Source organism: Enterococcus pallens ATCC BAA-351, assembly GCF_000407485.1.
Classification (GTDB): Bacteria; Bacillota; Bacilli; order Lactobacillales; family Enterococcaceae; genus Enterococcus_A; species Enterococcus_A pallens.
In genome coordinates, this window is record NZ_ASWD01000001.1 from 100964 (window position 1) to 123175 (window position 22212).

Annotated in this window: 27 protein-coding genes; 14 read left to right on the forward strand and 13 right to left on the reverse strand. The window is 40.9% G+C overall.

Annotated elements, in window-relative coordinates:
* Positions 1 to 222: 222 nt before the first annotated feature.
* The 6 genes from I588_RS00490 (at position 223) to I588_RS28125 (ending at position 5714) form a co-directional block, all read left to right on the forward strand.
* Positions 223 to 2067, forward strand: a complete 1845-nt coding sequence (locus I588_RS00490) for a beta-glucoside-specific PTS transporter subunit IIABC (protein WP_010756960.1) — start codon at positions 223 to 225, stop codon at positions 2065 to 2067.
* 21 nt (positions 2068 to 2088) lie between these two features.
* The gene (locus I588_RS00495; protein ID WP_010756961.1) at positions 2089 to 3537 is read left to right on the forward strand and encodes a 6-phospho-beta-glucosidase; all 1449 of its coding nucleotides are present in this window, start codon (positions 2089 to 2091) and stop codon (positions 3535 to 3537) included.
* 64 nt (positions 3538 to 3601) lie between these two features.
* A complete protein-coding gene (locus tag I588_RS00500; RefSeq protein WP_010756962.1) occupies positions 3602 to 4204 on the forward strand; it encodes a histidine phosphatase family protein in 603 nt (200 codons plus the stop codon).
* A gap of 5 nt (positions 4205 to 4209) precedes the next feature.
* A complete protein-coding gene (locus I588_RS00505; RefSeq protein ID WP_010756963.1) occupies positions 4210 to 5190 on the forward strand; it encodes an aldo/keto reductase in 981 nt (326 codons plus the stop codon).
* A gap of 160 nt (positions 5191 to 5350) precedes the next feature.
* Complete coding sequence (locus I588_RS00510) at positions 5351 to 5548, forward strand: hypothetical protein (protein ID WP_010756964.1); 198 nt, start codon at positions 5351 to 5353, stop codon at positions 5546 to 5548.
* Positions 5541 to 5714, forward strand: coding sequence for a DUF1660 family phage protein (locus I588_RS28125; RefSeq protein WP_010756965.1), 174 nt, complete (start codon positions 5541 to 5543; stop codon positions 5712 to 5714). The genes I588_RS00510 and I588_RS28125 overlap by 8 nt, the downstream gene beginning before the upstream one ends.
* 405 nt (positions 5715 to 6119) lie before the next feature.
* Here the strand turns inward: I588_RS28125 and I588_RS27145 are convergent, their stop codons facing one another.
* The 8 genes from I588_RS27145 to I588_RS00550 form a co-directional block, all read right to left on the reverse strand.
* Positions 6120 to 6296 carry a hypothetical protein gene (locus I588_RS27145; RefSeq protein WP_155857148.1) on the reverse strand — a complete coding sequence of 59 codons (177 nt, stop codon included), beginning with the start codon at positions 6294 to 6296 and terminating at the stop codon, positions 6120 to 6122.
* Positions 6297 to 6695: 399 nt separating this feature from the next.
* Positions 6696 to 7373 carry a hypothetical protein gene (locus tag I588_RS26285; protein WP_010756967.1) on the reverse strand — a complete coding sequence of 226 codons (678 nt, stop codon included), beginning with the start codon at positions 7371 to 7373 and terminating at the stop codon, positions 6696 to 6698.
* 654 nt (positions 7374 to 8027) lie between these two features.
* Positions 8028 to 8240, reverse strand: coding sequence for a DUF2798 domain-containing protein (locus tag I588_RS00525; RefSeq protein ID WP_010756968.1), 213 nt, complete (start codon positions 8238 to 8240; stop codon positions 8028 to 8030).
* Between the two features lie 530 nt (positions 8241 to 8770).
* Complete coding sequence (locus I588_RS00530) at positions 8771 to 9241, reverse strand: cysteine hydrolase family protein (protein WP_010756969.1); 471 nt, start codon at positions 9239 to 9241, stop codon at positions 8771 to 8773.
* Positions 9242 to 9396: 155 nt separating this feature from the next.
* Entirely contained in the window at positions 9397 to 9810 is a 414-nt protein-coding gene (locus I588_RS00535; protein ID WP_010756970.1) for a hypothetical protein, read from the reverse strand.
* 123 nt (positions 9811 to 9933) lie between these two features.
* Positions 9934 to 10722, reverse strand: coding sequence for an ankyrin repeat domain-containing protein (locus I588_RS00540; protein WP_010756971.1), 789 nt, complete (start codon positions 10720 to 10722; stop codon positions 9934 to 9936).
* 86 nt (positions 10723 to 10808) lie between these two features.
* Positions 10809 to 11180 (reverse strand): hypothetical protein, encoded by a 372-nt coding sequence (locus I588_RS00545; RefSeq protein ID WP_010756972.1) that lies wholly within the window; start codon positions 11178 to 11180, stop codon positions 10809 to 10811.
* Positions 11181 to 11229: 49 nt separating this feature from the next.
* A complete protein-coding gene (locus I588_RS00550; protein ID WP_010756973.1) occupies positions 11230 to 11655 on the reverse strand; it encodes a hypothetical protein in 426 nt (141 codons plus the stop codon).
* 212 nt (positions 11656 to 11867) lie between these two features.
* Here I588_RS00550 and I588_RS27640 point away from each other — a divergent pair, with 212 nt between their 5' ends.
* Positions 11868 to 11984 (forward strand): helix-turn-helix transcriptional regulator, encoded by a 117-nt coding sequence (locus I588_RS27640; protein ID WP_010756974.1) that lies wholly within the window; start codon positions 11868 to 11870, stop codon positions 11982 to 11984.
* 48 nt (positions 11985 to 12032) lie between these two features.
* Complete coding sequence (locus tag I588_RS27645) at positions 12033 to 12245, forward strand: hypothetical protein (RefSeq protein WP_010756975.1); 213 nt, start codon at positions 12033 to 12035, stop codon at positions 12243 to 12245.
* 193 nt (positions 12246 to 12438) lie between these two features.
* Here I588_RS27645 and I588_RS00570 read toward each other — a convergent pair whose 3' ends face one another.
* On the reverse strand, positions 12439 to 12645 hold the full coding sequence (locus tag I588_RS00570; RefSeq protein ID WP_010756976.1) for a DUF4177 domain-containing protein: 207 nt from the start codon (positions 12643 to 12645) through the stop codon (positions 12439 to 12441).
* A 353-nt stretch (positions 12646 to 12998) separates the two neighbouring features.
* Here I588_RS00570 and I588_RS00575 point away from each other — a divergent pair, with 353 nt between their 5' ends.
* The 3 genes from I588_RS00575 (at position 12999) to tnpB (ending at position 15363) form a co-directional block, all read left to right on the forward strand.
* On the forward strand, positions 12999 to 13466 hold the full coding sequence (locus I588_RS00575; RefSeq protein WP_010756977.1) for a hypothetical protein: 468 nt from the start codon (positions 12999 to 13001) through the stop codon (positions 13464 to 13466).
* 56 nt (positions 13467 to 13522) lie between these two features.
* A complete protein-coding gene (locus tag I588_RS00580; protein ID WP_034693244.1) occupies positions 13523 to 13963 on the forward strand; it encodes a hypothetical protein in 441 nt (146 codons plus the stop codon).
* A 257-nt stretch (positions 13964 to 14220) separates the two neighbouring features.
* Positions 14221 to 15363 carry an IS200/IS605 family element RNA-guided endonuclease TnpB gene (tnpB, locus tag I588_RS00585; protein WP_034693480.1) on the forward strand — a complete coding sequence of 381 codons (1143 nt, stop codon included), beginning with the start codon at positions 14221 to 14223 and terminating at the stop codon, positions 15361 to 15363.
* 200 nt (positions 15364 to 15563) lie between these two features.
* Here the strand turns inward: tnpB and I588_RS00590 are convergent, their stop codons facing one another.
* The 4 genes from I588_RS00590 to I588_RS00610 form a co-directional block, all read right to left on the reverse strand.
* Positions 15564 to 16163: a hypothetical protein gene (locus I588_RS00590; RefSeq protein WP_010756980.1), complete on the reverse strand. Its 600-nt coding sequence runs from the start codon at positions 16161 to 16163 to the stop codon at positions 15564 to 15566.
* A 73-nt stretch (positions 16164 to 16236) separates the two neighbouring features.
* Entirely contained in the window at positions 16237 to 17022 is a 786-nt protein-coding gene (locus I588_RS26290) for a homing endonuclease associated repeat-containing protein (protein WP_010756981.1), read from the reverse strand.
* 323 nt (positions 17023 to 17345) lie between these two features.
* Complete coding sequence (locus I588_RS00605) at positions 17346 to 17540, reverse strand: hypothetical protein (protein WP_034693247.1); 195 nt, start codon at positions 17538 to 17540, stop codon at positions 17346 to 17348.
* A 118-nt stretch (positions 17541 to 17658) separates the two neighbouring features.
* Positions 17659 to 18147 carry an MGMT family protein gene (locus I588_RS00610; protein ID WP_010756982.1) on the reverse strand — a complete coding sequence of 163 codons (489 nt, stop codon included), beginning with the start codon at positions 18145 to 18147 and terminating at the stop codon, positions 17659 to 17661.
* A 554-nt stretch (positions 18148 to 18701) separates the two neighbouring features.
* Here I588_RS00610 and I588_RS00615 point away from each other — a divergent pair.
* The 3 genes from I588_RS00615 to I588_RS00625 all read left to right on the forward strand — a co-directional run bounded on the left by I588_RS00615 (position 18702) and on the right by I588_RS00625 (position 22148).
* Positions 18702 to 19745 carry a Gfo/Idh/MocA family oxidoreductase gene (locus I588_RS00615; protein ID WP_010756983.1) on the forward strand — a complete coding sequence of 348 codons (1044 nt, stop codon included), beginning with the start codon at positions 18702 to 18704 and terminating at the stop codon, positions 19743 to 19745.
* Entirely contained in the window at positions 19727 to 20731 is a 1005-nt protein-coding gene (locus tag I588_RS00620; protein ID WP_010756984.1) for a Gfo/Idh/MocA family protein, read from the forward strand. The genes I588_RS00615 and I588_RS00620 overlap by 19 nt, the downstream gene beginning before the upstream one ends.
* A gap of 79 nt (positions 20732 to 20810) precedes the next feature.
* The gene (locus tag I588_RS00625; protein ID WP_010756985.1) at positions 20811 to 22148 is read left to right on the forward strand and encodes a PTS sugar transporter subunit IIC; all 1338 of its coding nucleotides are present in this window, start codon (positions 20811 to 20813) and stop codon (positions 22146 to 22148) included.
* The last annotated feature ends 64 nt before the right edge of the window (positions 22149 to 22212 follow it).

Genomic DNA, 22212 nt, shown 5'->3' on the forward strand with positions numbered 1-22212 from the left:
GTGTGATGAAAAATGTATGTATACTCTCCCTTCCTCAACCAAAACCCAAAACGCATTTCACAAAACGACTTGATTTTTCAAGTTTTGTGAAATGCGTTTCGTCTTGTCCGGAAACTATTGGAAACGTTCTCTTGCCGTGATAAAGTTCAAGTACAGACAAGCACTGAACCCACCGGTGAGATTCAAAAATAATCTGCTTGTTCCAGTGAAAGGGGTAACATCATGGGTAAGAACTATCATTCGTTGGCTCGTGACATCGTGAAGAAATTGGGCGGCAAGGAAAATATTACGGAAGCCTATCATTGTCAAACACGGCTGCGTTTCAAACTAGTGGATGAAACGAAGGTGGATGTGGCAGGTTTAGAAGCTCTGGAGGGTGTAACAAAATATATTTTTAATGCTGGGGTGCATCAGGTAGTCATTGGCACCCATGTGAAGGATGTTTTTGAAGAAATTGAGAAAAATGTAGATGTGTCAGCTTCGGGGGACCCGAGCAGTGAGAAAAAGGGCCTCATGACCACCATCATCGAATTTGTGGCGGGAACGTTCCAGCCGGTGATTCCAGCCTTGTCGGGAGCCGGAATGGTGAAAGCGGTGCTGGCGCTACTAATGGTTTTCGAAGTAATTTCGGCAGATTCCCAGACGTATTACCTATTAAATATGTTTGCCGATGGGGTGTTCTACTTCCTGCCAATGATTTTGGCCTTTACGGTAGCTCAGAAATTGCGCTGTAATCCAATTTTGGCGGTATCGGTAGCGGCAATTATGCTGCATCCTAATTGGGGCGCATTGGTAACGGCGGGGGATCCTGTACAATTTTTTGATATTATTCCATTTACCTTAGCAACTTATACAGGTTCCGTGATTCCGATTTTACTAGTGATCTTTGCGCAATCTTATGTAGAAAAATTCTTGAATCGAGTGATTCCAAAATCAGTCGAGCTGGTGTTTGTACCGATGCTGACCTTCTTGATTATGGGAACTTTGGCTTTAGCTGTATTAGGGCCAATCGGTACAGTCCTTGGCGGATATTTGGCTTCCTTCTTTACTTTCTTGAGCGTCAATGCCAGCTGGGTACCGGCAGTTTTGATCGGCGGCTTCCTGCCAATCATGGTAATGTTCGGTTTACACAATGGCGTAGCACCGCTTGGAGTTATGCAAATGGCTGAGCTTGGGTATGATAGTATTTTTGGTCCTGGCTGTGTGTGCTCTAACATCGCGCAGGCAACAGCTTCCGCAGTGGTGGCTTTCCGCACGAAGGATAAAAAATTAAAACAGCTGGCGACTTCTGGTTCGATTACTGCCTATATGGGGATTACCGAACCAACCTTGTATGGAGTGAACTTGCCAAAGAAATACCCGTTAGTGGCGGCGATGATCGGCGGGGGAGCTGGGGGCTTGTTTGCTGGTTTGACCAACACACACCGTTTTGCGACTGGTTCTTCCGGGATTCCGGCGATTCTGCTTTACATTGGCGATGATACGATGCGTTTCTTCTGGAATATCGTGATTGCGTTGATTATTTCAATGGTGGTGTCGGGTGTCCTAACCTATATTTTGAGCTTCAAGTTTGAAAAGGAGGACATTCCTGAAGTAAAAGAATTAATTTTAGAGGATACGCGGGTAATTAGTCCGATGAAAGGAAAAATTATTCCCTTAAGTGAGGTGCATGATGAAGCCTTTGCTTCTGAGGCGTTAGGAAAAGGGTTTGCTATTGAACCGGTGGAAGGCCAGGTGGTTGCCCCCTTTGATGGCACGATTGCCGCAATTTTTCCTACTAAACATGCGATTGGGTTGGTTTCAGATACAGGAGTGGAAATTTTGATCCATGTGGGCTTGAATACGGTTGAGCTAAAAGGTCAATATTTTGAAGTGCTGGTAAATGCTGGTGATACGGTCAAAAAAGGCCAGCCATTATTGGAGGTTGACCTGAAAAATATTCAGGCTGCCGGCTATGAAACGCAAGTACCAGTAGTGGTCACCAACAGTCCGCAATATTCATCAATCGAGACAATTACTCAAGGACCAACCGATTGTCAAGAAGATATTTTGGCGGTAAAAGTTTAAGACAAGGGAGAGGTAAAATAAATGGCTTTAGATAAAAACTTTTTGTGGGGCGGCGCAACAGCTGCCAATCAAGTTGAGGGCGGAGTGCTGGAGGGCGGACGCAAGCTTTCCAATATTGATCTGCTGCCTTGTGGTGAAGACCGCAAAGCTGTCGGCTTAGGTGAACTGGAAATGCTGGAATGGAAGGAAGGCTATTATTATCCGGCAAAAGAAGCGATTGATATGTACCATCGCTATCTTGAGGATATTCAATTATTTGCTGAAATGGGCTTCAAGGTGTATCGGATGTCACTTTCCTGGTCACGAATTTTTCCTAACGGCGATGATTTGGAGCCCAATGAGGAAGGGTTGGCCTTTTACGAGGGAATCTTCCAAGAGTTGAAAAAGCATGGCATCGAACCGTTAGTAACGATTGCTCATTTCGATGTGCCGGTTCACTTAATTAAGGAATATGGCGGTTGGCGCAGTCGCAAGCTGGTAGATTTTTATAGTCACTATGCCGAAACAGTTCTGAAGCGCTTCAAGGGGCAAGTAAAGTATTGGCTGACCATCAACGAAATCAATATTTTGCTACACCAGCCCTTTGTTGGTGGCGGGATCATTTTCCGCGAAGGCGACAACAAGGAAGAAGTGAAGTATCAAGCTGCTCATCATCAATTAGTAGCTAGTGCGCTGGCGACTAAAATCGCTCACGAAGTCGATCCTGAAAATCAAGTCGGCTGTATGCTGGCTGGCGGCAGTCATTATCCCTACACGTGTCGTCCTGAGGATTATCAGGAGGCGATTAGACGAGATCGCGAAGGCTATTTTTTCATCGATGTACAGGCTCGCGGAAAATATCCTAATTACGCGCTGAAAAAGTTTGAGCAAGAAGGATTGACGATTCAGATGGAGACGGGGGATGCAGCAATCCTAGCTTCGGCTCCGGTAGATTTTGTTTCTTTCTCTTATTATTGCTCTCGAACGGTTAGTGGTCATGCAGAAGATTATCAGCAGGCTACTGGAAACATTTTTGCTTCTATTAAAAATGATAATTTACCGTCTACGGAATGGGGCTGGCAAATTGATCCGCTGGGGCTGCGCAATTCCTTAAACCAGCTTTATGATCGCTATCAAAAGCCGTTGTTCATTGTAGAAAATGGTTTAGGTGCTGTGGATGTGCCAGACGAAAATGGCTATGTGGCAGACGATTACCGCATCGACTATTTGAAGCAGCATATCGAAGCCTTCAAGGAAGCAGTTGAAATCGACGGGGTGGAGCTGTTGGGCTACACTACCTGGGGCTGCATTGATTTGGTGGCAGCCAGCACAGGTCAAATGAGCAAACGGTATGGCTTTATCTATGTTGATCGTGATGACCAAGGCAACGGCACTATGAAACGAAGCAAGAAAAAATCTTTTGACTGGTATAAGCAGGTGATTGCCTCGAATGGTGAAAACTTGGAAGTAGCAGAAACCGTCAACGTTTAAGCTAACAGGCAAAAAGAATGGTTGAGTCCATTCTTTTTGGTGTTTATCAGAAAGGATTGTTTGCATGGAAAAAACCTTGTATCTAGTGCGTCATGGGGAAACGCTGTTCAATGCCCAACATAAAATCCAAGGCTGGTGTGATTCACCTTTAACTAAGCGAGGAATCCAGCAGGCAAAAATAGCTGGACAGTATTTTCGCTGGTCGGGAATTACGTTCGATCAAGCCTACTGCTCGACCTCAGAACGAACCGCGGATACATTGGAACAGATTACTTCTCAGCCCTACACTCGCTTAAAAGGACTCAAGGAATGGCACTTTGGTCAACTGGAGGGTGAAAGCGAGACACTAAATCCAGCGCTGCCATACCAAGATTTTTTTGTGAAATTTGGTGGTGAGGAAGAAAAAGCTTTTCAGAAGCGAGCTGTCGATACCTGCAATGACTTGATGCAGCAAAGAGGAAACACCATTTTAGTGGTGACTCACGGAGCTTTTTGTGGTCAGTTCCGTAAGTTTTGGGACAGGTACAGTCGGCCTGAGTACCGGACAAATCAGCAGAGTCGTCAAATTGGTAATTGCTGCATATTTAAATATGAGTATCACGAGAAACGATTTGCATTATGTGAGATAATCAATCATGAGGAGCAGGTCAAACGAATGAAAGGATGAGTAAGATGGATTATGTAAAATTAGGCAATACCGGCATGGATGTGTCGCGGATTTGTTTAGGCAGTATGAGCTTTGGTGATCCAAAGAACTGGATTCATCAATGGGTGCTGGAGGAGGACGAAAGCCGGCCGTTGATTCAGCGCGCATTGGATTTAGGCATCAACTTTTTTGACACGGCCAATGTATATTCGTTAGGTCGCAGCGAAGAAATCCTGGGCAAAGCGCTGAAGGATTTTGCTAAACGGGATGAAATTGTGCTAGCTACCAAGGTGCACCAGAAAATGTTCGACGGTCCTAATGGGCAAGGCTTATCTCGCAAGGCTATCATGTCCCAAATCGATCAAAGCTTGAAACGCCTGCAAACCGACTACGTAGATCTGTATATTATTCACCGCTGGGACCCGTTTACCCCGATCGAAGAAACGATGGAGGCGCTGCACGATGTTGTCAAAGCAGGCAAAGCGCGCTACATTGGGGCTTCGGCCATGTATGCCTATCAATTTCAAAAAGCTAATCACGTGGCGGAACTGAACGGCTGGACAAAATTCGTTTCGATGCAAAATCATTTAAATCTGATTTATCGGGAAGAAGAGCGGGAGATGATCCCGTATTGTCAGTCAGAAAACATTGCGTTAACCCCTTATAGTCCGATGGCTTCTGGGCGTTTGGTTCGAGACCGTACGGCGGCAACTTCCCGCAGCACCACTGACCAAGCCCAAAAAGCCAAGTACGATGAAACAGCGGAGATGGATCAAGTCATTATCGATCGAGTGGCCGAGCTGGCGGAAAGATACGACACTAGCCGAGTAAACATCGCTTTAGGCTGGCTGCTGCAAAAAGAAATCGTCGCCGCCCCAGTCATTGGCGCTACCAAAATGAGTCACATTGAAAGTGCCGTTGCAGCCGTTGACTTCAAGCTCACACCGGAAGATGTTGCTTACTTGGAGGAACCGTATATTCCCCATAAAATTGTAGGACATTCTTAAAAACAAGAAATCCCTTCGCATCGAGTTTTCATGATGTGAAGGGATTTTTTTGTAAAAAAATTTCTTTAGTGGATCGTGCACGTGTTCCCATTCTCTGCTTGAACAATTTTCCTGTTGCTTTCTTTCTTTAACGGAAGATTTAACGGAATGGAGGAAGAATATGAAACAAGTATATAAACTTGAAGATTTCAATGGTGCCGATGGAGGAACACTTACTTTGCACACTGAGGGTGAAAACAATTTGTTAATGCTAAGTGCTGAGAGAGGCGAGGAACAAGTTAGTGTTTATGTGACGATCGATAGTCTGAAAGAGATGATTGTGGCTTTAGAATCAAAGGAAAGAGAACCTCATGATTAAGTTGATCAAAAGGCTTATTTGTAAATATAGAGGTCATAAATTTGAGAGCTATGTATTTAGAACGGGGACATATCCATTAGACATTGAACAAGCTGGGCATTGTACTCGTTGCGATTTTGACACTCACTCTGACGTTGATCAGTATCGTGGAAATTGTGGCGTATAGCTCCAATCAAAGACCGATTGTACTGACAAGGAAGTAGATAGTGTGGAAAGGTAGTTCATGTAATTGGGGCTATCATATACAAAAAAGACAATCAACAGACTGTCTTTTAGGATTTATTTTTAATAAATATATTGTCGTAAGAATAAACCAAAAGAACAATTCCAGTACAAGTATTGAAATCTAAAAATTTATCTTGAAATGCAAAGTAATAGAGTAATCGTAAAGCCAATGTGATTAGAGCAAAAATAAAAATAATTCTGTATAATATACGTTCCAATTTAATGGAACCATTCGTGATTTGTGGCATAAAATCCCCCCCTGTGTATTTTATTAAGTATAGAGAAATGACTAGAAAAATTCAATCAAATAAAAAAGTCTCAAAATTGAGACTTAAATAAAAATGTTCTATGAAGACTTTTTCTTTGCCGCAACTCGGCTTGCAATGTAATAGAAAAGCATTGCAAGCGCTCCTGTTGCTCCTACAAGAAAGTACCAGTTAGAAGTAAATAAAGAAAGACAAAAAAAGAACAATAATATCGTTGCTGTAATAGTAATACCCAAATTTGCTTGTTTTAGATTCAAAAAAATACCTCCCGTGTATTTCTCTTATTATAGGGGATTGGTCAGTGCAATTCAATCAAAAAAATAATCTAGTTTTTATTTGAACAAAATGCAAATGTTCCAGTCTCGGAGGAAAAGAGCGAATGTTCAAGTTCTTAAATTGGTGCAAACATGATTATCAATTAATTGCATCTATCGGTGGGGATACGCAAGCATATGCAAAGTAATGTAAGAAATGTGATAAGAAAAAGTAGATGTGCGAGGGATTAATAGCAAGCCTGATTTTGATTATATGTGAGAAACGGAAAGAAACATAAGTGATTTACTAACCAAGGATAGCAAGGAGAACGGGTTATCAATATTCTTGTTGTTGGAACACAAAAAAGAGAGCGTTAGGCTCTCTGAGAGGTCAAAAGGAAACTAAGGTACATCGTACCAAACTTGACCGGTTTGTGCTGTAACAGTTGCTCGAAGAGTTTTCCCATCCTCAACGAAGATGAATTGATAGTGAAAACCGTCTGAACGGTCGAATGTATCCATCGAAATTGGATTATCTCGGAGACTGTTAATTCTGTCTAAGGCTTCTTGCTGGTTATGAATAGGATGGTCAGGTTCAATTGAAATATCACCAGTCATGGCGTTAACTGTGGCCCAGTAAAGTTCTCCCTGAGATAAAAAGGAGAATCGGTAATTAGTTCCATCAAATCCACCTGAAGTATGAACATAAACTCCATTGGTACTTGTACTATTCAATTTGTCCAAAGCTTCCTGCTCACTATTGATTAGGTACGTAGGATTGGTTGCTTGTGGAGTTTGTTCAGTACTGGGGGTAGCAATTTCTGGTTGTACGGGCGGTTGGTTGTCATTAACTACAAGGCTTGAATCTGATTGTTCAGGACTTTGTACTTGTGGTGGTTTGGAAGTCTGACTTTGCTTGTTTGAAGGTGACGTTTTTTTCTTCGAAGAGGACTCCTTTGTAACAGTACTACTACTCTTCGGTTTATTGTCAGATGCTGTTGTATTCTCTTTGTCGTTTTTACATGAGGATAAGGAAATGATCGCTAGTGATAAGAACAGATACGTAAAGATTTTTTTCATAGGAACCCCCCCTTAATATCTCTTTGTAACGTTTTTGTAACACCAGTAACGTAAATGTAAAATAATGATTTGTATAAAAAGGAGAAATATTCTATTAACCACCAGAAGTAAGGAAAGATGGAAAAATGTTACCAGCTAAATTTAAAAAAGCAACATGTTTTGAATGTGATAAGTATTTAAAAATTTGATACTAAGAAACAAATCTTCAACTGTCCAGATTGCAGAATCACCTACAGATTAACCGAGTATGAAATAATTTTTGAACATGAAGAAAAATGCACGCGGCTTTCATGGAAGACTTAGATTTATCAGAAGAAGAGTTGATGACTAAAGCGGATACTGAATACGATTTATAGTGATTCCTTGTTAACTAACTGAGTAAATTTTAGTTTAACAAAAAAGCAGCGGATCGCACGCTGCTAATGTGTTAGAGTCTCTTGTTTTCCGCCAAGAGGTGCCTGTATTATATTGCTTTTGCGATCTTGCGGCACAGAAATAGTTTAGCAATAGGATGTGAATAAACTATTAAGAAGCATGAAAGAATGAATAGAGATTCTTATAGTATTTGATCTATTAACTCAGCGGCTAGGTATTACGTGCTTAGAAAAAAAGCTACTCACATTATGTGGTAGCTTTTGCAGATAAATTGGATAGCTATTTAATGTTCCATCTGTCTGCTAATTTGTTCAATAGATTAGGTAATATCAGTGAAATCGGAAACGAGATGGCAAAGCCTAAAACTACCGATTCAAGCAAATACTTAAAAAATTGATCCGAATATCCAACGAACAATAAAATCATAACAACAGACATAACAATAGACAAAAAAAGACCCATTCCAACAGAAATAAAGATTCCTCTCTTCAAAGAAATCACTCCTAAATTAGTATTTGGAGTTTATGTTGGACTGCCTTCCACTATTAATTATATCTACATTTGATTTTTAATTCAAGCAATTAGATTTGTGGAATGAAACGAGTCTGTTAACTTAGCAAATAGCAGATAGTGTGGAATAAAAGCTCCAATAATTGGAACTATTAAGTAGAAATATTACGCAAAAAAACCATGTAATGTACATGATTTTTTTAACAGTTTATTAAGCTGCATTATTCTTAATATCATTGAATAGGCCAGTTAAATCATCAAGCTATTCGGTTCCTGTATCAACCCAAGTGGCTGCTCCACTTGAAGCAGACTACCACAACACAAATGATTGGCATAATCGAGCGCGGTTTTTCTATATTATCCACAAGAGTAGGCCAGCAACAGTATTGTGTACCCCTGAAAGTCATCGCGCAATGCTACATTTTCCATCAAATCGAATCCTAACAGATTGGTCATTGTCCACCCGTTAAAGCAACTAACACTTCAGAACTGCCAAGGAAAAAACAAAGCAGCTATTTTCTTGCCAAATATTCTTCAGTGGTGAGGGTAGTGGCACCTTGTTTACTCAAGCGATCATTGTAAATCTTTCTCAGGGGCTTAATCACCGAGTCGTGGGCATCTGAAATCAACGTGACAGAATAACCATTGGCCAGGGCTCCCTTACAAGTATGCTGGACACAGGCATTGCTCATTAGACCCGTCACCACAACTGATTTACGATTGATTTTCTCAATCGTCTGTGCAAACTCTTGGGAAGTAAATGCATTAGGTTTGCTTTTCTTGGTGATAAAATCGTCCATCGTTTTATTTACCTTAGAGGAAATAGCTCCGTAACCTGCTTGCTGGACAAAAATAATCGGTGCATTATGTTCATGAAAGAAATCAATTAGCGCATTTATGTTGTTGATCAATTTATCTTTTCCAATGATTGGGGCTAAAGTACCGGTTTGAATATCGATGACTAGCAATAGTTCATTATTCATAAGTATACCTTCTCTACCGTTTTAGTTAATTTTAGCATAAACCAGATTTAGTAACGATAAGAGAAAGGCGTATACTTTAAATTGTGCTTGATCGAATCAAAACAAAAAAGCTATCTTTGAGGATAGCTTTCTAACAGAATGAGAGGACCTCTTTGTTAATCTAGATAATCATCTAACATTTCTTGTAATAACTTTTGCTGTTTGCTTGATAGCTCATAGATTTTTACTTTGTTATTCGTTGGATCAGAGTAGTAAGTCAAAGTATCTCCATAAAGGCTGTAGATAGCGTCTAAGTGATCATCTTTATACATTTCAATAAGGTATTCAGTTGCTCCCACTAGGCCTGTCTGAGATGAATTTTTTACTTCTGAATCAACCTTTTCTAGCTCATTTTGCAGTTTAGCCACGTCCTTAGTTTCAGTAAGGACCGTCTCTTTGGATTTGAAATTTTGAATACTACCATTCTCTGTGTGAATAGTTATTTTGTCTGCTGCTTGCGTGGAACTACAGGCGGTGAGACTCAATGCTGCTAAGAAGAACAGCATTGACAGGATGGGTATTTTTTTCATGTTGAACCTCCAAAAAATGTTTGTTAAGGGCTTTTGAGCAAAACATACTCGTGAAACCATAGGGTAATTGCGTGCAGTTTTATCCATAAAAGCTGCCTACTTAAACGACTACCGTTAATAATGTTATCTTTGTGCTTCCTGCAGCATCTTAGCCATATTCCCGTAGCCTAGTTGATTGGCATAATCCAGCGCTGTTTTTCCATAGTTGTCTACAAGGGTGGGATCGGCACCATTTTTCAATAATTCAGCGACAATATCTTGATAAACCTGAGAGCCATCCCGCAGCGCTACTGCTTCGATTAAAGCAGTGTAGCCATAATTGTTTTGGTGATTAATGTCCACGCGTTTATCGGCTAGCAGAATTTTTACATTATCCAGATGGCCTTTTTCAGCAGCCGGAATCAGTGCATTTCCACCGAAACGATTGGTGATGGCTTGGTTAGGTGTTGCATGAGCGAGCATGTAAGACAGAATCTCGCTGCGACCTTGTGCACCGGCATAGAGATAAGGGCTGTCCTGTATCGCATCTTGTTTGTTGATATCAGCTCCGGCATCAATCAGAGCTTTGGCGATGTCTACTTGATTGTTGTGAACAGCGATCAATAAAGGCGTTTCTCCGTGTTCATTTACTTCATCAAGCGGATAATTGGCGGAGCTGAGAATAGCTTTGGTTTGGTCAAGATTGTTTGCAGTAACGGCTTGAATGAGACTGCCTGCTGAATAACTCATCGATTGATCCTCCTCTGATTGTGTAGTTGTTTCTGTTTGTGGTTGGCTTGCAGCTTGAGTAGAGCTGCTTTTTGCTGGAACGTTTTTACTGGAATCAGACGCCTGGCTCTGCTGTGAGGCCGCCTGGCAGCCGCTTAAAAGAAGAAGCAGGGCGAAAGCTGCGGTTAGCTGAAAAATTTTCATCGGGCACTCTCCTCATTTGTTTATCATGTATTATAGCATCGATGGAAGGAGTCAAGTGCTAGGATGACTTTTGCAAAGGTGTAAATTTACTTCTGAGTCCGATAGTTTAGTGCCATATCAATGCAGACTTTTAATTCCGCAGCTTGTAGGGGAGTTTCAACCGACAGGACTACCGCCCGATTTCCCGAAAAGGAAAGTCGATCAGGAAATAAGGTCTTCCAAGTCTCGATTAAAGTAGTTTGACAATGAACAAATAGTCCAATCTCGTCATCTGAAAATTTAGCTATTCGAATCGGTGTGCCCTTGCTTGAAGCGATGGAAAGCTGCCCCCATTTGGAACTTTCACTTACTGCGTTTCCCTGTTCATTGGCAACCGTCCAAATTAACTGTTGAAGTTCGGTTAGTTTAGCAATCATTGCTTCAGAATAGGTGGGATAAAAATCTTGAAGATTAAGCATAGTTGGCCTCCTGGATTATTTTTTATGGTTTGGAGCTGGTAAAGCTTGTTTAGCGTAAAAAAAGACTTAAAAACGGAAAGACTAAAAAAATCGGCAGGACACCCTTCAATAAGAAGTCGATAACGATCGGCAGCTGACCAGAATCAGCTTGAACTCTTACCATGCCCAAGGCTTTAGTGGTATCCATGTCAAAGATCTTTTTCTGTTTTGCGTAGCTTCCACATTGAGGGCAGGTAAATTTGTAAAAGGTAGCGTTGCTTTTGGGAGTGGACTTTTTTATGACTACGGCACCTTTTACTAGTTTCTTGGTTTCAGGTCCTGACAAAGTATAAGTTTGAGTACAAGATTGGCAGATGAAGGTGTGTTTCGTTTCTGGTGAATAGACCTGTCTGTTGAGCTTTACAAATAGCCTAATTGCCCGGTAAAAGAAATTAGCAGCTAATAGTCCGAAAATTAAAATTCCAATATAAACCATAATAGGCTCCTTTATGAGTGATACCTATAGTTTATCATAATCAAAGGAGGTAAAAGGATGCAAAATTGGTAGACTATCGAACAGAATGCACCCGAAATTATTCCTATTTGAAGCATGAAACTACCGAAATTACGAATCTAAGCAATTTTTTGGATAAGGTGATTCGTATTATGGATAAGAAGCAACCCTTTTTATAGAGGGGAGTGTTAGCTATGAAATTCCACGAGAAATTACTTGCGATTCGCAAAGAACAGGGACTATCGCAGGAAGAGCTGGGGATGGAATTGCAGGTTTCCAGACAAACGATTTCCAAGTGGGAGTCGGGATAATCCTATCCTGATTTTGAAAAGCTGGTTAAGCTTAGTGACTATTTTGAGATGTCATCAGACGAATTAGTAAAGGATATTGATGTGCAGGATATTCAAGATAAAAACCAAACCGATGAAATGGTAAAAGCTATGCATATTGGGTATGAAAAGAGTAAAAATACCTTGAATACGATCGGCAAGGCTCTTTGTATTTTGAGGCTGGTATTATTGGGGATTGCGCTGTTGGCTCTGCTTCTGCGCATGCTCTTTTCCGCAGGCTGATTTCTTTTGGCAAATAAAATAATTTTAGGAGGCTGTGACAGTAGTCTTTTTAACAGATGGAATTCCGAACTATATTGTATTTGCGACTACGATCCGGTAGATCCTCGTTGCAAATCTACAATATTTAGTGTTTCTTGCTAGATATCGTTCGTGAAATTCAGGTCTGTTTTTACTAATGTCACAACCTCCTTTCTTATTCGTTGATCAATCTTTTGAAAGTAATTAAGGTTGCTCCTCTTATTTGCAGTGTAGTTGCCATGTAAGAATAGGTAGCCAATTCCCAGCCTTCTCTTGCGCGTTGATTAATCAGCTCATCCAATTCATAAAGGTCATTTTCATCTGCTTTGTCAGATACCCATTTCATCCCGGTAATTAGAATTTCAGATCGATATTCGTACATTGCTAAAACCCCTTTCAGTTTCTTCTATCATTATAGTATTGAAAAAAATAAAAAAGCCCAGTTTGTCCTAAATAGCGCGCTTTGTGTCACGAACAGCTGAGTGGCATCCACAAGCAAAAATAGTAAGAGTATTTATTTTTTCTTACGTTTAGATAAAGTGATTTTGTTTTTTGTATGTTGGCAAGGGGGAACAAAAGTAAAAAAAATTCAAAAATCACATGACAGCCGCGCTACTTTTTTGTATTATTACAAAGTAAGCCCTAACAAAATGACTACTAAAAAAGAATGATGAAAAATTAGCGGGATATGAGTGAATCATTGAGGGTGAATAGTTAGAAATGGAGGGGAATTTAATGCATAAGAAATTTACGTTGGTACGAACGAATGTGGTTGAAGTAGGGGAATACTTTGAATACGAAGGCCGATTGTTTGTCGTAACCAATATTATTGACATAATTGACTATCACGGGAATGGGAAAATCGAAGCCGAGGTGCTTGCTCAGGAGTTTGGCACGAAATCAATCCTGGATGGCTTTGGACTTATATCGAGTTATTGGGATGGTTATGAAGCGTTTTATCCTAAAGGGGAAGAAACCGATGAAAGACCCTTCCTCGAGGTGGGAGATGTCGTTCCGCTGGGGTTAGAAGGGGACGGACTATTTGGATACATAGCAAACATTCTCGATTTAAGCTACAGAGGAAATGGTCTTATTATGAAGTGCGGTGTAGAAATCTATTTGCCTTGGAGCGATGAAGCAATGCGACAGGCTGTTCGAAAGAAACGTTTAGCTACTTTTAGTGTAGTCGGCGGGAAAAAATAGAAAACGGCGTTGAGTTATGAATAAAGGAATCATCAGGGACGAAAGGGGCGAGAAAATTGCAGGAGATTATGACGATTTTATTTTCGGGACATATCAGTTTAGGGACTTATTTGAAGAATTCAGGAGCCGGATTTGTGGTTACTCATATTCTATCAGTCAGCGAATCGGATCATGAGGAGTATGATTATGAGATTAGGGCAATTGTGCAGCACATTGGAACCAAATCTGAATATGACGAGTATGAAGAGGTATTTACCTTTGATGATACAATTGAAAACTGTGATGAGGAAAAGGATTACGAGTTAGAAAAAATCGGCTACGTGACTGATTTAGATGGTGTTTGCCTGCTTACGAACGATATTCTATCCGTGGTCTATCACGAAGGGGACTTGATCGGCAACTACGAAGGAACACTTTTTGTACCGTGGAGTGAGGATGAGCTGAAAAGTGCGAAGAAGGAGTATCTTGCCCAACGATTAAATGTGGTGAAGGGGTAAGCAAAATGAAGCATAAATAAGAGAGGTTGTGACACAAACGTCGCAGCCTCTTTTAAATAGCTATTTTCTGAAAATTTAACAGAATTTCAGGCAGAAGTCGCCCAACCTCTATAGGTGGGTGATAAATGCCGTTCTTGTTTAGGGAGACGGTGCAACTAAAAAACGACAAAAAGCTATTGCTACGCGATTTTCCGCATGATATTCTCATTGGAGAACAAATGTTCGTATATTCAGAACTGAAAAAGGGGGTGGATCTGATGGAACAACTAAAAGCATACAAGTACCGCATCTATCCAACAGAAGAACAAGTCGTCTTTTTTGCCAAGACTTTTGGTTGTGTTCGAAAAGTCTACAACCTGATGCTGGATGAGCGGATAAAGGCTTATGCGGCAATGAAGAATGTTCCTTCCAAAAAATTGAAAAAGCCTACCCCAGCCAAATATAAGAATGACTATCCCTACCTAAAAGAAGTTGATAGTCTGGCCTTAGCGAATGCCCAGCTGAATTTAGACAAGGCCTATAACAACTTCTTTCGCGATAAACGTGTCGGTTTCCCTAAATTCAAAAGCAAAAGCAGTACGGTTCAAAGCTATACCACCAATAATCAACACGGCACCATTTCGCTGGTGGAAAACAACTACATCAAACTACCAAAGCTAAAATCCCTTGTCTGTATCAAACGTCACCGCCACCCAAAAGGAGAGATCCGATCTGCAACAATCTCTTATCATTCAAGCGGTAAATATTACCTTTCTTTGTTATGCAAAGAAGAAATACCCAAACTACCTAAAACGAACACAGCCATTGGCATCGATCTGGGGATTACAGACTTTGCGATTCTTTCGGATGGACAAAAGATTGATAACCATCGCTTTACCGCAGAAATGGAACGGAAGGTAATACGTGAACAGCGGAAGCTTTCTCGTCGAGGTTTACAAGCTAAGAAAGCGGGCAAAAAGCTAAGTGAAGCCAAGAACTACCAAAAACAAAAACGCAAAGTGGCAAGATTGCACGAAAAAGTCAAAAACCAACGCAACGACTTTCTAAATAAGTTAAGTACCGAACTCATCAAAAACCACGATGTGATCTGTATCGAAGACTTACACACGAAGGGTCTATTGCGGAATCATAAATTAGCCAAAAGTATCTCGGATGTCTCTTGGTCTAGCTTTGTGGCGAAACTCCAGTACAAAGCCGACTGGTATGGACGAGAAATGATCCAGGTAGCCAGGTGGTATCCCTCTAGTCAACTTTGTTCCGATTGTGGACACAAGGATGGTAAGAAACCACTTCAGATTCGAGCGTGGACCTGCCCGGTTTGTCATACTCACCATGATCGAGACATCAATGCCAGTATCAACATTCTAAACGAAGGGCTGCGCATGCGAGCCTTTGCATAACCAAATCAAGAACCGTAGGAACTACGGAGATAGCTTGGTAAAAAAGAGCAACCGCTGCAGGCAAAGACATTCGCTGGCAAGTAAGCTCTGTTCCCAAGAAGCTCCCACTTCAAGCGTGAAGAACCGATTGGTTTAGCTAAGTGGCGGGTAGTTCACCCTAGCAAGAGAGGAATAGCTCCAACTTCAGAACTTGATTGGTCTCATTTCAACTGTTTAAAATGGTGAAAACTGAGAAAACAAATGGGAGCGAAATAGAGGCACCAGACTTCCAATACGGCGATACCAATCCATTCTCCGCCGACCATCGCGGTATCAAACACACCTAAAATCGGAATAAAGCAAACCACTGCAAAAATCCCATGAATCAGCAGCAGCTTTTTCAAGCGTTTACTCGATTTATCTGGGGTATTTATGGTCAGTCCAACAAAGAAAGTTGAAAGTGCCAGCATGCCATAGCCGTATAAATCGTAGGAAAAGAACAAACCAAATTTTTTGTAGTCTAACAAATCGGCAGCTTGCTGTGTCAGCTCTGTTTGAATCAATGTAGTAATTTGAGCATAATAAACCAGCATCACGAAGACAGCGTAGAGGATTGCAAAGATAAGGCCCAAATATTTCGCAGCCTCATAGCCAGGTTGAGCATAACTCGTATAAGCAGCCGTCATTGAAAGGTATCCGATTGCTAAAATAATACAGGTGAAGTAGGCAGCAGAAGACCAATTGATTAACATAAATATGGCAAAGAAAACAACTGTAACCAATGTAGCTGCGGATGAAATTAACCCAATTCTTCGATTCATTAATAAGCTCCTATTTTTTTTCCTACGTACAACGTAGAAGATGTATAGCTTGGAAAGTGGTGCTCATCAGTGACTATTCAGGAAGTCGGTCCTTATATTTTTCTAAAATAGGTGCATAGTATTCTTTCTCAGCTGCTTTACGAGCAGCTGCAGCCTCTTCAAACGTCTTATATGAGCCAAGATAAATGCTTTTTCCTCGGAAACCGATAGTAGCAATATAAAGTTTGCCCTTTTTTTGATAGCTAACGCCCCGTGCACCGGTTGTATTTAATTTCGTTGGTTTGTCATTGAGTACTTTAAGATTGGTGTCATCCACCCAATATTTTCGTAATTGTTGATTCTCTCTATTAAGACAACCACAGCTTTTTACATATCCTTTAACTAAATTAGTCCCCAAGACATTTTCTTTAATATTCCCACAATCACATTGACAGTTCCATTGAGTTTGGGAGTTTTTTTCTGAATACGGTCCTTTTGAAACCACAACTAAGCGACCAAATCGTTTGCCCAGCAATTTTAGTTCTCTATGTTCAACCGGCTTGTACCCATAAGCATGCAGAAAAGCTTTAAATGTTCCAAATAGTCGGGTGACAGCATCTTGATTTTTAAATTCTCTTAATGTGGGTACTCGATTATTTTCTTCAATGAAGGCTTCGAGTTTTTGGGCTAACACTTCTTTTGATATAGGGCGGGTGGGGGTAAATCCTTGGCTAATAAGAAAGTCATTAAATGATCCGAATTGTTTCTTTACGGAAAACCGATGAGGAAATTCGCTAGAACTTGGTACTCTACCATGTTCTTCAACGAAGCTATGTAATTTATTGATTAGGTATTCTTTAGTAATTTTATCTTTTCCCATTGCGGCAAACATCCTTTTCATTTGAATAATTTATAGTGGAGCTGTTTTATGAATAACCCTGTCAGGTGATGGACAACAATTGATTTCTCTTTAGTGATTGAGATAATTAGGCTGCACACTGCAATCGGATACATTGAGCGCTTATAATAGACTTACTTTACATTGTAAACTAGTCGATTGGTGAAGCCAATAACAAATAAAGGCTAGGCAAATAACTCGATAGAAAAACCCCTTGTCAGCTCCTTGAATCAACCTTCTGCCGATTTTTTGTTTAGAGAGAGGGGAACGGGAGCTTTATAGTGAGTAGTGAGGTAAAAAGGCTGTCATTCAGCGGAAGTTTTTTCGTCCTCAGCTTTTTGCGAGGCTAACCTCATAGTCACTATAAAAATCAGGAAAAAGACAAAGCTGAGTGCTTTGAAAAAAATCCCGGATGTGAAGGCGGCCAAAAGCAGTGCGCAGGCAAAGCTAAGTAGGGCGATGTAAAGATACTTGTTGTGTCGTGATTTCGGTTTTTCCAATGGTAGTTCCTCCTGGGTAAATGGTTTATACGGTTCGTGTGAATAAGGATGCAAAGCAGCTGTTATCAGGACTGCAGCTTTTTCAAATGAATTCCTTTATTATTACGTCGGCGACAATCTAATCTAAGGCAGATAAATCAACTAACGCTTCCTGATAGTTTTCGACAAAGTAACGCAGATTCTTCCGACCCTTTTGGATAATTTGATGTCCTTCGCCTTCCAATTTTTCCTTCTGGGCTTCCAGTTCACCCGGATATTTTGGATTCAATTCGCCGTTAGTTTTCAGGGTGCGCCAGTAAGGGGTCTTGTCATTCTCCCGCTGATGGCTGGCCCAGGCACAGATAGAGACAAAAATTCCGGCGGTCATTGGCTCGGTAAAGTCAGCATGATTTTCTTTTGCCAAATATTCGCGAATATCGGCAACGGTAGTCAACCGGCCTTCAGGAATTTTCTTCATAATCGCGTCATAGGTGGGAGCTGGTGCAAAAAAAATTTTCTCCCCGCCGTAACGGTCAATGGTTTTCTGATCGGTTACAATTTGTATTTTCGGCATATCAGTTTCTTTGTGCAGCATCGCATTAAAGTCTTTTTTCTCCTCGTTGGCCATCGAAATCCCTCCTAAAAAATCTTCTTAAATTAAGAATAAACACATTCGTAGATGAATGCAAACAACAAAAAAACAGCTTTGCTGAGTCGGTCGCTTAGAGAAGCTTATTTTTGAGCCATAGCCTAGTGATACCAGTGCGAAGGCCTATTTGAACTAGCTTGATCATTACTAAATAGTACTCCGAAGATTCTTGATTAACAATCACAAACATTGCAAATTGGTATAGAAGTGAAATTATCAAGTCAATACTATCTAGCTAGGCAGCTCTATTCAGAGTTGGAGGGCAAGAAAGCACTTGGTATCCAATAAAGAACCTGTTAGCGGTGTCGGTGACGGCAATGCAAAGCTCAATATACGAAGTGAAGGCTTAGCTAGGTGGTCAGTAGCTCGCAATGATAGTGAAAGCAGCTTCCAAAAATTTCACGCATTTTTGAAAACGCTATCCTTTTTAGTTGTACTATATCGAAACGTACAAGTTTGGATGATAAGGTTGAACTGTACCAATCAGCTGATGGTCGTACTCAATTTATCAATTCGAAACTGGAGGAGAGTCTATGTTAGTCATTGCTTATATTGGTTTTGGCAATAGTGTTTGTCAATATCACCTGCCATATGTAGCAGTACGTCAGGAAAAAATGAAGGTTAAATATATTTATCGTAGAGAAGAGGATCGTGTGGGGGATTTGGACCGGGAAAGCTGGTATCCGGAAATTGCCTTCACCTCTTCGATTGAAGAGGTGATGCAAGATCCAGAAGTAAATTTGATCGTGGTCAATACACCTGATCAGTTTCACGTTGCCTATACCAAAATGGCTCTTGAATGCGGGAAGAATGTGCTGACCGAAAAGCCTTTTGCGATGACTGCTGCAGAGGCGAAAGACGTTTTTGCTTTAGCCAAAGAAAAAGGACTTCTGGCGATGGCAAATCAAAACCGTCGTTTCGATGCGGATATGCGAACGGTTCGCAAAGTAATTGAATCAGGTGTATTAGGTCAGTTGATTGAAGTTGAATCACATTATGATTACTACCGTCCAGAAATAGCTGACCACAAGGGGATGGGCGTCCTTTATGGCTTGGCTGTTCATCCAATTGATCAAATTGTCGGCGAGTTCGGGGTTCCAGAGAAATTGGTTTACGATGTCCGCAGTATCGATAACCCAGGGATTTCGGATGATTATTACGATATTGATCTTTTCTATCCAAAAGGGTTAAAAGCGATTGTGAAAACCAGTTATTATGTGAAGCTTGATTATCCAAGCTTTATCATTCATGGCAAGAAAGGAAGCTTTTTAATGCCGTCATTTGGTCATAACTCTTCTAAAGAAAAGCCCAATGGTCCGTATCCATTGCCAACAGAAGAATACTCTGAAAAGTTTTGGGGCACCTTGTCTTACATTGATCAAGAAGGTCAAGAAGTGAATATGAAGGTTCCTGTTGAAAAAGGGGATTATGGCATTATCTATGACAATATCGTAGCGGTATTGGACGGAAGTGCTGAAAAGATCGTTAAGGACGAAGAAGTGGTGGCCGTTTTAGAAATCATCGAGGCAGCGACGAAAGCAGCGAAGGAGGCAGGCGAATGCAAGTTGGTTTATTAGGAGCAGGGATGATTGTGCACGATTTACTGAGTTTTGCTGGAGAAATCAGTGAAATGAAGCTGGAAGCGATTTGTGCGACACCTGCAGAGGAAGCAGCGCTTCAGGATTTAGCTGAAAAATATGGGATTAAAGAACAGTATACTGATTACGATCAGATGCTTCAAAATCCGGCGATTGATACGATTTATATTGGTGTTCCGAATCATCTGCATTACACTTTCGCTAAAAAAGCTTTATTGGCAGATAAGCATGTGATTTGTGAGAAGCCATTTACTTCGAATTACCAAGAAGCCGTTGAATTAGCTGATTTGGCGAGTGAACGGAGCTTGATCCTTTTGGAAGCCGTCTCCACCCGCTTTTTACCGAATGTACTGAAAATCAAAGAGCTTCTACCGACTTTAGGAGAAATCAAAATTGTTTCAGCTAATTATCCACAGTATTCTTCTCGCTATGATGCGTTTAAACAAGGCATTGTTCAACCGGCTTTTGATCCTGAAAAAGCGGGCGGCGCGTTGATGGATCTAAATATCTACAATATCAATTTGCTCGTTACACTATTCGGCTCAGCAAATAAAGTTAATTATCAAGCAAATATCCAAAAGGGGATTGATACTTCAGGCATTTTGAACATGGATTATGGTGATTTCAAAGCTGTTTGTATCGCAGCTAAGGATTGCAAAGCGCCGATTGTAACCTCGATTCAAGGAGATAAAGGCTGCATCATTATTGAAGATTCCGCCAATGTGGTCGCAAAATTTAAATTAATCATGAATGACTCTGCAAATGAAGAAGTTTATGAGTTAAATCAGGGCAAGCATCGGATGTACCACGAATTTGTGGCCTTTTGCGACATCATCGATAATCAGAAAGCAGGGACAGCCAAAGAATTAATGGAAGTCACACTAGAAACAATGAAAGTCCAAACGCAAGCCAGAAGAACTAGCGATATTGTGTTTCCAGCTGATGTCAATGCGATTAGTAAATAAACAGGTAGTGAATTGGGGGTTGCGCGGAAACAGACGTGATCCCTGAGGCAAACTACCAATTAAATAGGAGGAGTTCTGAATGGATAATCAAAAGAAAACGATGATGGATCGAGTAACAGAGTTTACGAATAAGATTTCCGGACCGCTGGCCAGATTTGCGAATACTGATATTATTTCTTCCGTTGTAGCTGGCTTGGTCGCGGTAACGCCGATTATTATGATCGGTTCGATCTTTTTGATTTTATATGTTTTGGGGTCGCCGGATGTGGGGACCAGCGGCAAACCGTTAATCGGCTTTTTAGCTCCCTTGGCAGGGAAATTTGCTTGGATGAACAGCTTGACGATGAATATGATGTCCTTGTATTGTTCTATTGCAATTCCCTACAACTATGCACAAAAGAAAAAAATGAATACGTTGACCTGTAGTTTGTTAGGCTTAGCGACCTTTTTGATCTTTACCATTAACGGTTATGACGAAGCAGGCGGGATTTCAGTGACTTCCTTTAGCGCAAGCGGGTTATTCGTCTGTATTATCACGAGTATTGTAGGGGTGCAAATTCTGAAATTCTTCTTAGACAAAAATATTACGATTAAGATGCCAGATTCAGTGCCCCCTAATATTGGAAATGCTTTTGGAGCATTATTGCCATTTGCTACAATCTTTGGTATCGCTTGGCTGATTCGCACAATCATGAATTTCGATATGGTGGCTTGGCTGAATACCTTGCTGGAGCCGATCATCACCTCTTCTGATAGTCTTTGGATGGCAATGCTGGTTACCTTTATCTGTCTGCTGCTTTGGAGTGTCGGACTTCACGGGGACAATATGTTTATCGCGCTGTTTACACCATTTGGGTTAACCTGGGTGAATCAAAATGCAAGCGCGTTGGCAGATGGCGTATCCAATTATGATCTGCCGAATATTCTTGCGGGACTAGGTAATACAGGGCTTATACGTTTGACCATTTGGACCGCAGCAGTATGGCCGCTTTTATTTTTGATGATTACTTCAAAAAGAAAACAATTTAAAACGATTGGCTTGACGGCTTTGGCACCGGGGATCTTTACGATCGTTGAACCAGTGATTTACGGGTTGCCGATTGCGTTGAATCCCTATTTAATGGTTCCCTTCATTTTAAGCGGGACGATCTCGACAGGTGTTGGTTATCTTTTGATGTCCACCAGCTTCTTTGGAAAATTCTATGCGGTTGTTCCGTGGGCAACCCCGCCATTTCTCTTGGGACCGTTAGGAACAGGGGATATGAAGACGGCGCTTATTCCATTTCTCTCTTTTGCGATCGGTTTAGTGATTTATGTGCCATTCTGGAAAGTATATAATCAGAGTCTTGATGCTATAGAACAACAAGAAGTCGAAGAAGCGCCTTCTGTTGAAATGATTCAAGGAAATGAAGCATAAGCGAGTTATATTGAAGGAGCCAGTAATCTTCTCAGCTTAGGATGCTATAATAAATAAAAGTGAA